Source organism: Spirosoma oryzicola, assembly GCF_021233055.1.
In the GTDB taxonomy this organism is placed as follows: domain Bacteria; phylum Bacteroidota; class Bacteroidia; order Cytophagales; family Spirosomataceae; genus Spirosoma; species Spirosoma oryzicola.
This window is the reverse complement of record NZ_CP089544.1, coordinates 71,270-83,379: the sequence shown is the minus strand read 5'-3', so window position 1 is coordinate 83,379 and position 12,110 is coordinate 71,270. Positions and strand designations below refer to the sequence as shown.

Annotated in this window: 12 protein-coding genes; 8 read left to right on the top strand and 4 right to left on the bottom strand. The window is 48.8% G+C overall.

The genetic code is table 11. The annotated features are described in order from the left end of the window. Positions 1-907: 907 nt before the first annotated feature. The 4 genes from LQ777_RS28990 to LQ777_RS28975 form a co-directional block, all read right to left on the bottom strand. Complete coding sequence (locus LQ777_RS28990) at positions 908-1,375, bottom strand: integrase core domain-containing protein (RefSeq protein ID WP_232563948.1); 468 nt, start codon at positions 1,373-1,375, stop codon at positions 908-910. Beyond that, entirely contained in the window at positions 1,362-1,676 is a 315-nt protein-coding gene (locus tag LQ777_RS28985; protein WP_232563947.1) for a hypothetical protein, read from the bottom strand. Before LQ777_RS28985 ends, LQ777_RS28990 begins: the two co-directional genes overlap by 14 nt. Positions 1,677-2,051: 375 nt before the next feature. Continuing rightward, positions 2,052-2,189, bottom strand: coding sequence for a hypothetical protein (locus LQ777_RS28980; protein ID WP_232563946.1), 138 nt, complete (start codon positions 2,187-2,189; stop codon positions 2,052-2,054). Between the two features lie 158 nt (positions 2,190-2,347). Next, positions 2,348-2,515: a hypothetical protein gene (locus LQ777_RS28975; protein ID WP_232563945.1), complete on the bottom strand. Its 168-nt coding sequence runs from the start codon at positions 2,513-2,515 to the stop codon at positions 2,348-2,350. A 317-nt stretch (positions 2,516-2,832) separates the two neighbouring features. On the opposite strand from LQ777_RS28975, the gene LQ777_RS28970 reads away from it, so the two are divergent. The 8 genes from LQ777_RS28970 (at position 2,833) to LQ777_RS28935 (ending at position 11,868) form a co-directional block, all read left to right on the top strand. After that, positions 2,833-3,063, top strand: a complete 231-nt coding sequence (locus LQ777_RS28970; protein WP_232563944.1) for a hypothetical protein — start codon at positions 2,833-2,835, stop codon at positions 3,061-3,063. A 642-nt stretch (positions 3,064-3,705) separates the two neighbouring features. Continuing rightward, positions 3,706-4,533 carry an MIP/aquaporin family protein gene (locus tag LQ777_RS28965; protein WP_232563943.1) on the top strand — a complete coding sequence of 276 codons (828 nt, stop codon included), beginning with the start codon at positions 3,706-3,708 and terminating at the stop codon, positions 4,531-4,533. A gap of 561 nt (positions 4,534-5,094) precedes the next feature. Then, positions 5,095-5,961 carry an SDR family oxidoreductase gene (locus tag LQ777_RS28960; protein WP_232563942.1) on the top strand — a complete coding sequence of 289 codons (867 nt, stop codon included), beginning with the start codon at positions 5,095-5,097 and terminating at the stop codon, positions 5,959-5,961. A gap of 536 nt (positions 5,962-6,497) precedes the next feature. Continuing rightward, positions 6,498-6,824, top strand: coding sequence for an ArsR/SmtB family transcription factor (locus LQ777_RS28955; RefSeq protein ID WP_232563941.1), 327 nt, complete (start codon positions 6,498-6,500; stop codon positions 6,822-6,824). Between the two features lie 67 nt (positions 6,825-6,891). After that, entirely contained in the window at positions 6,892-7,779 is an 888-nt protein-coding gene (locus tag LQ777_RS28950; protein WP_232563940.1) for an arsenite methyltransferase, read from the top strand. A gap of 20 nt (positions 7,780-7,799) precedes the next feature. Continuing rightward, positions 7,800-8,228, top strand: a complete 429-nt coding sequence (locus LQ777_RS28945) for an arsenate reductase ArsC (RefSeq protein WP_232563939.1) — start codon at positions 7,800-7,802, stop codon at positions 8,226-8,228. Continuing rightward, positions 8,221-9,279 carry an ACR3 family arsenite efflux transporter gene (gene arsB / locus LQ777_RS28940; RefSeq protein WP_232563938.1) on the top strand — a complete coding sequence of 353 codons (1,059 nt, stop codon included), beginning with the start codon at positions 8,221-8,223 and terminating at the stop codon, positions 9,277-9,279. Before LQ777_RS28945 ends, arsB begins: the two co-directional genes overlap by 8 nt. Before the next feature lie 348 nt (positions 9,280-9,627). Next, positions 9,628-11,868 (top strand): CocE/NonD family hydrolase, encoded by a 2,241-nt coding sequence (locus LQ777_RS28935; protein ID WP_341871395.1) that lies wholly within the window; start codon positions 9,628-9,630, stop codon positions 11,866-11,868. Positions 11,869-12,110 lie beyond the last annotated feature (242 nt).

The following is a 12,110-nucleotide window of genomic DNA, read 5'->3' as shown; positions in this document are numbered from 1 at the left end:
TAGGCTAGTTTTCATCCGAAAAGTTCTCATTTTCTTGGAAACGCCTAACTGTGTTACTCAGTATTTGATTAACCGATCAATCAACTTATTTCTGTTGTATACGTGATGTGGCAACAGTCCGCCGCTTAGTCGGGCCGTTTTTGGCCCCATAAGCAGTCCTAAAAATAGGAGATGCCGATCAGGAGCGACTTTTGCAACCGCGCGGCCGACCGTAGCCACATAGATTATACAACAGAGAAAGGAGTTAGCGTTAAGCTGGTAAATCCCTGCACTGATGAATCAGCCTTTACGCTTTTTAATTGTTAGTGGGCTACTAATTAGTCTTTGGGCTTGTATAGAGATTCACTCGGTGTCTCCTCCGTCCGATTCATTGGGGCCTAGTACTCAACCACCAATCTTTACGCCTAGATGTCCCGAGCTGGAAAAGAAAATACTTGGGCCTTGGACATGCACAACCACTCGTTTGCTTAATCCTCGTGGAGGAAGTACAAACTACTCAGGGCGGATAACGCTCAACGCGGATAAGACCCTGGCAGATCCAGATACATTGTTAGGCTATAGGATTGAGGATGAGTTGGTTAATAAAAGAGGATACGAACTGATTGGTGACTCGCTTATACTTTTTGTGGCCGATCGGAGAGAAAGGCAGGTAGGTGCCATCTTGAGGCTCCAAACTAATCAGTGCGACAACCCAAAGTTTGTTTGGACTGGTAGCGGTGGCATTATCACCGAACTAATTCGGTAAGGAGCAGTTGCCAGCTGGATGACTATTTGTAAAATTACTCTCTTAACATACAGCCACTTATACCACAAGTATTGGATTGGACTGTAGTAGCTGGTTCAGACATTTGTCTCGGAGAGGAGTTTCTGGGTATTTTCTCTTAACTTCTCTTGTGTTAGCCCCCTATCAACTGGACAAATTTTCTGAAAAGGCGGCCGTCGCTGCGGTTGTGTCGTAAACTACCTGTGCTTCTTCCCATTTCTGTTGAGGTGTTATAAAGCCAATAGAACGATGAAGCCGATGATTATTGTAATGGGAAAAATAACGCTTCAATAGGTCTTTAGCTTCATAATAGCTGTCAAATACATTGCGCTCAATCACATCATGTTCAAGAATGCGGTGAAACGCTTCAATGTACGAATTCTCCTCAGGGGTGGCAACATGCGTGAATTCTTGCTTGATCTCTGAGCTTTTCAAAAAGTTGCGTACGGAGTGGGCTATGAATTGGCTACCGTTATCATTGCGTAGAATGACACCTTTCAGTTCATGACTCCGGTTAATTCGTCGAAAAAGGTTGATTAAGTCAATTTGACGAATACTGCCTTGGAACAGCCAATCCAGAATTTTACGGCTATATACATCAATGACACTCAACAGATAGTAATTCCGTCGTTCCCCTTCTACCGCACCGGCGGCCCGGCCAGACGTATTTGATATTCCAGCACAGGTATTCCAAGGATTTAATAGCTTCAATTCGTCGGAATTGAACGAACTCTCGCTTGCCTGTCGGCCGGATCGTTTTACCTAAAAATAAATCATGCTCCTGCATGAGCCGGTATACCTTTTTCTTATTGATGAGGTACTCTTTTTTCAACCGCTCGGCGGTCCGATCATAGGTAATGTACTCATAGCCAAGCGCATTGAATTCAACGTCCAGTAAGTGCCGTATACTCATGACTACTTGTTGATTATTTACCCATGATCCGTCCAACTTCATAGTCAACTGGCTGGGACGGGCTCCAGGCTTACCGGATTGGGGTTGGTAGTAATACACGCTGCGAGGCAGGCAAGCCACTGACATAACAGGGTGTGATTGGCGCGGTCTTCAAACTGTTTCATAAGGGCTAGCTTCTCCTGGGTTGAATAGGTGTTTTTTTTAGCAGCTCGCTCTTGATTTCCAATTCCAAAGCCTGTTTGGCTACAATCCGCTTTATGCGTTCATTTTCCTCCGCTCCGGCGGCCCGGTTCGAGTACTCGCAGTTGGGGATCGACACGTGAGTAGGAGTCTTTCAGGCCCTCTTTGCCTTTACTTAAATACTTCATTCGCCACTTACGCAGCAACGAAGGGGAAAGCGGGGTGGCCCGTGCCATTGTACTTGCGACACGTCTCAGCATGGCCGTCACAGATGGCTTCCTGGACGATGGAGTAGCGGTCTTCGGGAGTAAAACTTCGCCTGATTTTGCTCATGGTTTCTGAATGTAGTAGGACTAAACTATTTTTACAATTTTGTCCAGCCATTCAGGGGGTTAAGACACTCTCTCCTAAAGGTAATCTCAAATAAGGCTCCCTCTTGAGACTAATAGAGATTTGCCTCGCCGTAATTCGGGCGTTTCATGGTCCTCCGGCTAGCTCAATAAGGCCTGCCGCTCGGCCTTTACTCCTGGCGCGATGGGTTTACACTCAATGACGCTAATCGGTAGGAAAATCGGAGTAGTATTGTCCTCGAGTAGTTCGATCCGGGTCAGGGAGGGGGCCAGTTGGGCTGACTTATTGATTACCTGAAAGCTGTCCATTAAGCTGAACTCCCAAAGCTAAAACGGCGCACCTTTCCGGTGCGCCCGACACCCTCGACAAAAATCAATATCATCGTGTATTTCACGATCCCATTACTACTTAGCGGGCCTTCACGTTTGGTAAAGCGAGAAATCAACTGACAAACGGGGGCTTAGTTAGCCAGTTACCCCACGTTTCAAGTTCAGGCTGATCAACGGATTAACAGGTTGATCAGCCTGAGTCATATAGCACCATTTATTTTGTTGGTCAGCGAACAAAGAGCGTAAACAGGTAGTCAATAAACCGTTTATTCTAATTTGTTGACTACCTGATTTATATGACTTCATCACGAACCTATCAAACAGATCTCCCGGGTGCTTTCACCACCTGGGCGGCTTTTCAGGATTGGACAATCCAACAGGGGATGGGCGATCTTTCCGTGATCACCTACTTATTGCCCCTTCCCAGCCCGGAGCCCCGCTACAAGGCCCAGCTGCTGACCCCTCATTATTATCAGCGTAAGCTAGTTGATCGGCAAGTTAAAACCGAGCAGACTGCACGTAAATGAGCTAGCTACTCTTTGACAATTTAACGCGTTTGGCCGGTCGTCAGTAGTTGTTCCCACCACAATGAAGAAGGGTCATGAGTTAGAAACCGTTCTTTGAGAGAAAGCTCACCCGGCCCCTATTCGAGCAGCCGCTTTGTGGGCTCAGTTAGGGATCACATCCGGTAGGGGCTGACCTTGTTTAGAATCTACGCTGGCAAATCGAGCCGGCTGCTGCAACCGAAAAGCGGTTGCAGCAGCCGGTTGAACAAAATAGCCGTTGGCGGATCATGGCCACGGAGTCGAAACGGGCTAAACTACTATTCTCCAGCACATTCCGTTAAACGCTTAGTCTACATGACGACCTAACGCATCCGATGAACCAGCAAGGAAAACTACCAAAAATCAAGTAGGCGGAAGAGGGGTTGAATTCGGCTGCCGGCGACAATCCCACAATGAGTCAACGTCAACTCACGTCTATTCAGAAAAAAAGGTGTAGAGTTGATCAACCAACTCGTCAAAAGGTGTATATCTGCTACAAATTAAAGATGAAAAAGGCAACGAACAGATAGCAGTTAGCACAAATCCCCTCAACGTGATTTGTTAGCCAGGCCAGTAGCGGTCACTTGATTTGTTCTCTTATTAATTGGTAAATTAAAGTAGCCTATGGTCACTTCGTTCAACACTGATCTGCGCCGGGCCTTTGTACATCATTGGCCAAATTATGTAGCGGAAGCAATGGGGGTCTCATTATTTATGATCGGCTCGTGTTGTACGGCCGTTTTGTTACACCATCCGGATTCACCAGTTCGTCAATTTCTGGGTGAATCGAAATTATGGCGCCGAACGATTCAGGCCGTCATTATGGGGCTAGTGCTGCTAGTCATCAACCATAACCCAGCTGGAAAAAAATCGGGCTCACTCATTAATCCAGCGATTACGCTATCCTATCGCTATTCAGGCAAAATTTCAACTGTTGACACGGTCTGGTACATTTTATTTCAATGTACCAGCGCCGTTATTTGTGGATTCATAGTTTACCAGTTGCTGGAAAAGTGGTATTCTCATCCTGATGTTAATTACAATCTAAGTGCGCCAAGGCCTGAAACGGGCGGTTGGCCCGTTGCTTTCTTAGCCGAATTTATTATATCGAGTCTACTAATATTCGTCTCGCTGCTATCGCTGCACTCTAAAAAATTTCGCAAGCTCAGCAGTTCATTTGGCGTAGGCTTAATTATGCTTTACATCATTTTTGAAGCCCCCTTTTCGGGCATGAGTACGAATCCAGCCCGTTCTTTAGGCACGGCGGCTGGAGCCTTGGATTTCCACCACTACTGGATTTACGTGGTGGCCCCCTGTAGTGCGATGCTCTTGACCACGTTGGTTTTTCAGCGAGTCTGGAAGCCTAACCGTCCTCTTAGCTCTGCCAGTGAAAAAAGCTGGTTTAGAGTCGATGAAACTCCCCCCAATTTTCCAATCGTTGCTCCTGATTAGCTGGTGCTGTTTGATTCGCTGGGGTAACCTATAGCTCCCGCGGCACGCCCAAGTGGGAAAGCAGTCATGTTGGAGGCAGTTCTCCGGCACTGCTATGCCAAAGGGGCCTGCCCGATAACGTAGGGTATCAGCACGAGGTAACTTTGTGTAGAACGGCATGAAGTTAACCGCTCTTCAATAAGAATCGGATCACAAAAAGGCTCCTAGTTTAGACGATGAAGTGTTCATGTGTCTGTTTCCAGCAAAAACGGTATGCTACCAATCTAGTCTGCTCCCTGGTATTTCGTCACTCTCCCATCGCACTTCTCATACAGCTGCTCAAACTGACCACGCTTACCCGCCCCCGGTAAGCATACATTCATTCCCTCAGCATTCAACTTCTTACAGAACAAATCAGATTTCTTGTAGCCATAAGTCCAAAGGAGGGGTGGGTTCGAGTATGGTAATCTAAGAAATAAACTGGCGCTGTATCGCTATAAGGTAGCCGGACAACGAAACATTCTACTTTGACAAGGCGATAGATTAATCGAATGATAATTAGAAAATGAACTTGACTATTGTATGCAACAACCTACTTACCCGCAAGCGGAACAACTCCAGAGTGAAGTACAACCCTTCCCGGCTATACAGGCCAAAATGACCCCTGAGCCCGATAGCGACTTAGCGACTTACCAGGCAGCGGGCAAGCTTGCGGGCAAAGTGGCCATCATCACGGGTGGGGACTCCGGTATCGGCCGGGCAGTCGCCATTGCTTTTGCCAAAGAAGGGGCAAACGTCGTCATTACCTATCTGGCTGAAGAAGAGGTCGATGCTCAGGAAACCAAACGATTAGCCGAAGCCTTCGGCGGACAGTGTGTAACGCTAGCCTCCGACGTGCGCAGCAAAGCGATGTGTCAGCAGGTCGTTGAGCAGACGATTGCCCAGTTCGGTCAACTGAATATACTAGTTAACAACGCGGCTTACCAGCACATGGTTGAAAACATTGAGGACATTACCGAAGAACAGCTCCAGCGTACGTTTGAGACCAACATTTACGGTTATTTCTTTATGGTGCAGGCAGCCCTGCCTCATCTCAAGGAAAATGATGCTATCATCAATACGGGCAGTATTGTGGGGAAGATGGGCCAGCCTAAACTGGTAGATTATGCTTCCACCAAAGGTGCCATTCATGCGTTCACGATGTCGCTGGCTACTCAGCTAGGGGAGAAGAAAATACGGGTCAATGCCGTACTGCCGGGGCCAATTTACACCCCGTTTCTACCAGGGGCAGGCATGGGCCCTGATGGGGTTGTGGAAGCGGCTAGCAAAACTATCCTCCAACGGCCGGGTCAGCCCGAAGAGCTGGCTCCGGCTTACGTTTTGCTAGCATCGAGTGATGGTTCGTACATCACGGGTAGTCTGCTGGACGTTAACGGCGGCAACGCCTGACTTTGATCCATCAGCGACGCGTGCTGATGGATCAGTGCGCGTCCTGACTACAAATCGTTTTTGTCCGGACAAGTGGCATTCTCGCCGAGCAACCCCTACGGCAGTGCTGGCTTGTGCGGCTGAGGAGTAACGCAGCTTTGTCTCATGCCCTCAAAAGGGGTCAAACCGTTTTAGCTTAGATTGTCAGATTGTGGCCCCACGGGAGTAGGGTAAAATCGGCGGTTCAATGTTGTTCAGCAGCCGTTGCATCGACACCAGGAGTGACTTACCGATTTAGGGTCAAGACTGTTGGGTTAGTACGGTAAACGGCACATGTTATGTTACTAATTGAGCTGCTGGCGGACCACTGAATACATATTAAAAATTAGCTTAGTATCTTAAAAAAAGCAATCTCAAGAACTGCTCCCACCTGAGACGAAGGAATAGTCGCCATGAGTATGCATCTTTAGTAGGTCGTAGAATGAGACGGGGATTCTGTTATTAAAAAATACACATCGTAATATTGCGATTAATAATTGTTGTGCTACCTTTGTGGCATGGGTTTGACTAAAACAGAAATATTCACCGACCAGCAAAACCGCATCGCGGATTTGGCAAAAGCCTTTGCCCATCCTGCACGGGTGGCAATCCTGCAAATGCTGATCGAGAAGAAAGCCTGCGTTTGTGGTGATCTGGTGGGCGAATTGCATTTGGCCCAAGCAACCGTGTCCCAGCATCTAAAGGAATTGAAACGGATCGGCATCATTCAGGGCGACATCAATCCGCCCCGCGTGTGCTACTGCATCAATCCGCCTGTATGGGAAGAAGCGAAACAAACCTTCGGCGCATTGCTGGATGCAATGGTGGAAGTGCCCTGCTGCTGACAAAGAGCAGGCTTTTTTTTGCGCTTATTCATCGTAATATTACATTAAACTAATAAAGGAAAATCACATGGAAACCGCTGAACAAATCAAAGAAGTCGTGCGCCAGAAATACGGCGCGATTGCCGAACAACCTGACGTCAATGGCTGTTGCGGGCCTACTTCGTGCTGCGACCAATCCAGGCCGGGACCTGAAATCGAATCGAATGTGCCGATTGTGATGGCGCAGGATTACCAGGAGCTGAACGGCTACGTAGCCGATGCTGATTTGGGATTGGGTTGCGGCTTACCGACGCAATTCGCACAAATCAAGCCCGGAAATGTGGTGGTGGATTTGGGATCGGGTGCGGGCAATGATTGCTTTGTCGCCCGTGCGGAAACGGGCGAAACGGGCCAGGTGATCGGCCTGGACATGACCCCGCCCATGATCGACCGTGCCCGGAAGAATGCGAAAGCGTTGGGCTTCTCCAACGTCGAATTCGTCTATGGCGACATCGAGGACATGCCGTTGCCGGAGAACCTGGCGGATGTGGTGGTGAGCAATTGTGTGATGAACCTGGTCCCCGACAAGCACAAAGCCTTTTCAGAAACGTACCGCATTTTGAAGCCCGGTGGCCATTTCAGTATTTCCGACATTGTGCTCAAAGGAGAGCTGCCCGAAGGCTTGCGGCACGACGCGGAAATGTATGTTGGCTGCGTATCGGGCGCGATCCAGAAGGACGCCTATTTGCAGCTCGTGCAGGATGCCGGGTTTACCAACATTCAAGTTCAAAAGGAGCGGGAAATCACCCTGCCCGACGATGTGCTGCAAACCTACCTGTCAGCGGATGAAGTGGCCGACTACCGCCAGCAAGACAAAGGCATCTACAGCGTGACGGTATTCGCTCAAAAGCCAGTGCCCAGCACCGAGACCAAAATAGCCGCAGCCACTTGCTGCGGGCCAGATGGCTGTAATTAACCTACTAAACCAAAACGATCATGAAAAATATTCTAGTGCTTTGCACGGGTAATTCCGCCCGTTCACAGATGGCCGAGGGCTATTTGCAGTATTTCGCGGGCGACCGCGCTCAGGTCTATAGCGCGGGTGTTGCTCCCCACGGGGTCAATCCGTTGGCGATTCTGGTCATGGCCGAAGATGGCATTGATATATCCCACCATACTTCGAACCATGCTGACGAATATACCAGCCTGCCACTCGATTATGTGATTACCGTTTGCGACAATGCCCGCGAACAATGTCCCTATTTTCCATCTACGGCCAAGAAGGTGCATCACCGCTTCACCGACCCATCACACGCCCCTGATGGTGATAAGTTGGCGCAGTTCCGCGTAGTCCGCGATGAAATCAAAGCCTACAGCCAGCAATTCATTGAGGAGAACGTAACGAGCCAAGCCACCCATGCCTAGACTCTCGTTTCTGGACCGCTTTCTCACGCTGTGGATTTTCTTGGCCATGCTGATCGGCGTCGGCATCGGGCATTTCTTTCCGCAGTCGCAAACCTTCATCAACGGCTTTAATTCCGGTACGACGAACCTACCTCTGGCCATTGGCTTGGTGTTGATGATGTACCCACCACTAGCAAAGGTGCGTTACGAAGAATTACCGAAGGTGTTTGCCAACACCAAAATATTGGCCCTGTCGCTGATGCAAAACTGGATCGTCGGTCCGCTGTTGATGTTCGGATTAGCCGTGCTTTTTTTGCCTGATAAACCCGAATACATGACCGGCTTAATCATGATCGGCATTGCCCGCTGCATTGCAATGGTCATCGTCTGGAATGAGCTGGCCAAAGGCGACCGTCTTTATGCCGCTGGCCTGGTTGCCTTCAACAGCATTTTTCAAGTGCTGTTCTATTCAGTCTATGCGTACGTTTTTATCAGCGTGCTACCGCCTTTGTTTGGGCTGAAAGGCTATACGGTCAACATTACGATTAACGAAGTGGCCAAGAGTGTTTTCATCTATCTGGGTGTGCCGTTTCTGGCCGGATTGTTTTCCCGGATCATCCTCACTCGGGTTTTCAGCCGCCATTGGTACGAGGAACGTTATTTGCCAGCCATCAGCCCTATAACGCTCGTTGCGCTGTTATTTACCATCGTGGTTATGTTCAGCCTCAAAGGGCAGTTGATTGTCTCCATCCCGCTCGATGTGGTGCGCATCGCCATTCCGCTGACGATCTATTTTGCGATCATGTTTTTTTCGGCCTTCTATCTGTCGAAACGGGCTGGTGCGGATTACACCAAATCTACATCGTTGGCCTTCACCGCAGCGGGCAATAATTTCGAGCTGGGAATTGCCGTGGCCATCGCCGTTTTCGGCATCAATTCCGGTGCGGCCTTTGCCGCTGTCATCGGCCCGTTGATCGAAGTCCCGGCCCTGATTCTGCTGGTCAATTTTGCGCTGAAACAAGAGAAGAAGTTTGCCCCACACTACAAAAAAGCGTTTCAAAGGCAGATTTGATGATTTGCGCAGAAGGCCAAAAAAGGGCTTTCTATTTCTGTTTTTTGTCTACTAGTATACGGGCGTATGCTAGTAGACAGGATAGCTGATCGGCGAAGAACTCATAGATTCTCACAAATCGCTCCCACCTAAGACATGAGGATATCTATAATTGGGGCGTTTTAAAATACGGACAAGTGACACAGTTATATGACCATAACGCTATAATTCTTGGCTTAGAAGCACCTTATAGCCTGCAAATATTCGCTACGGATGCAGCGCAGCTAGCTATTACCTACTCTTTGGTTGGAGCAACTAACCGTAGATCACTACTAGTTGCTAACCCGATAGACTCCAGATGAATCAGTTATGAAGCTCACGGTTACTCAATTGCTCATGGTTGGGCTCCTCCTTGGCCGGCACCATCTAAGCGCGCAGCCAACCTATGACGTTAAGGAAAACTACATCAAAGCCGAAACCTACATTACCATGCGGGATGGCGTGAAGCTATTTACCGCTATTTACACCCCAAAACAAGCAACGCTAGCCCGGCCCTATCCAATCCTATTACAGCGGACCTGCTACAGCATTGCTCCATACGGAAGGCATAATTATCCCCAACGATTAGGCCCATCGACGACCATGATGCAGGAGGGTTATATTTTTGTTTATCAAGATGTCCGGGGTCGCTACAAAAGTGAAGGACAGTTCACGAATCTGACGCCCATAACCGTTCACAAGAGCAGTGCTGACGTAGACGAAAGCTCCGATACATTCGACACCATTGATTGGTTAGTCAGGAATGTACCCAACAACAATGGCCATGTAGGCCAATGGGGCATGTCCTACCCCGGCTTTTATACCGCAGCCGGTTTGCTAAGCAACCATCCTGCCCTGAAAGCATCCAGCCCGCAAGCACCCATTTCGGACTTCTTTTTCGATGACTTTCACCATAATGGGGCCTTCTTGCAGAGTTATTTTTTACTCTTTCCCTGGTTTGGCGTTCCAAAGAAAGACACCACCACCCTGGCTTGGTACGATAGTCAGCCGGTCAACACGGCTAAAGTGGTCCGGGATGGCTACCAACTCTACCTCGATCAAGGTCCGCTGACGTTTGCTGACACCTACTACAAAGACAACGTCTTGTGGCAGCAAATGGTGAACCACCCCAATTATGACGACTTCTGGAAAAAGAGAGCCATCCTTCAGCACTACCAGCCTAACCTGAAAACAGCCGTCATGACCGTAGGCGGTTGGTTTGATGCCGAAGACCTGTCGGGGCCCTTGAATCTCTACAAGACGATTGAGAAGAAGAGCCCCGGTACCTACAATACGCTAGTCATGGGGCCGTTTGGGCACGGGGGATGGGCCCATGAGACGGGCCATACCTTGCACAGTAACCTTTATTTTGGCGATAGCCTGGCCAGCTTCTATATGAACCAGATTGAAGCCAAATTTTTTCGCCATTTTTTAAAAGGCATAGGTACGACTACGGGTTTGCCCGAAGCGTATATGTTCGATACGGGGCTGAAAAAATGGAGTCGGTTTGATCAATGGCCTGCGGCCAGTATTCACAAGCAAAGACTTTACCTAAATGCATCGGGTAGGTTGGATGGGCAACCACCCCAAAAGATTCAGTCTCTGTCTTACCTCAGCGATCCCCTCAAGCCCGTTCCCCACACCGAGGATTTAACGTCGACGATGAACTTTACGCCCTTCAGCTACATGAGCGAAGATCAGCGTTTTGCTGGCCGTCGACCCGACGTACTGCTATTTCAAACTGGAGTTTTAGCGGATGATGTAACCCTGGGAGGTGAGATTAGGGCGTCTCTCAACATCGCCAGTACGGGTACGGATGCTGATTTTTTTGTCAAGCTGATCGACGTTTATCCCCTGGATGAACCGAATCATGCCTATATGCCCAACAAAAACGTCACCCTGAGCAATTACTGGCAGATGGTTCGTTCGGAAATGATGCCCGCCCGGTTTCGCAATAGCTTTGAAACCCCCCAGCCACTTCGTCCTGGTCAGAAAACAGCCGTTCGCTTTCCGTTGCAGGATGTGTTACATACCTTTAAAAAAGGCCATCGGATCATGATTCAGGTTCAAAGTACGGCCTTTCCTTTATTTGCGCGCAACCCCCAAACATTCGTGCGCAACCCCTACCAAGCGAAGGCCTCGGACTATGTGAAGGCGACACAGAGGGTTTTCAGCGATAGTTATATCGAGGTGGATCTGTTAACAGGAACCCTTGCCGAAAATAGTCAGCCGTCGGTCTGGAATTTCAACGACTACCGACCCAGCGTAATTGGCATGGCCCCCTTTGAGAATGGCTCGCAAGTAGTCAGTATGAGTAGGCCGGTGATTACTCTCCACTTCTCCCAGCAGATGGACACCCGCTACTACGGTTTTGGTAAAGGGGATTTGAAGATGGCCAGCATGCCTAAAGTAAAAAAGATACTGGGCTTTTCGGACGATAGGATGTCTTTCTGCTTCGAACTTGAGGTGACGCCCAATCAGCGTTATCAGTTGTTGATGGGTCCAAGTTTCCGGAATGAGCATGGCGATCGACTGAAGCCTTACCTAGTTGATTTTAGGACTAAAGAGTAGAGCTTGTTAAGCTGTAGGGAATAGAGTGAGCTATCCTGATGCCGTTCTTTGTTTCCGAAAAGTGCCTATTGGCGTAATAATAGAGGGATTCAGGACGATACAGACGAGGAGAAATAAAACACTACTTAGCTCACAAATCGCTCCCACCTGAGACAAAGCGAGATTGGCGTACCTGTTATTCGGGAGTATTAATGACCTCATCAAAATGTCCGATTTGTCCAATTGGTAAGGATGTACAAAGC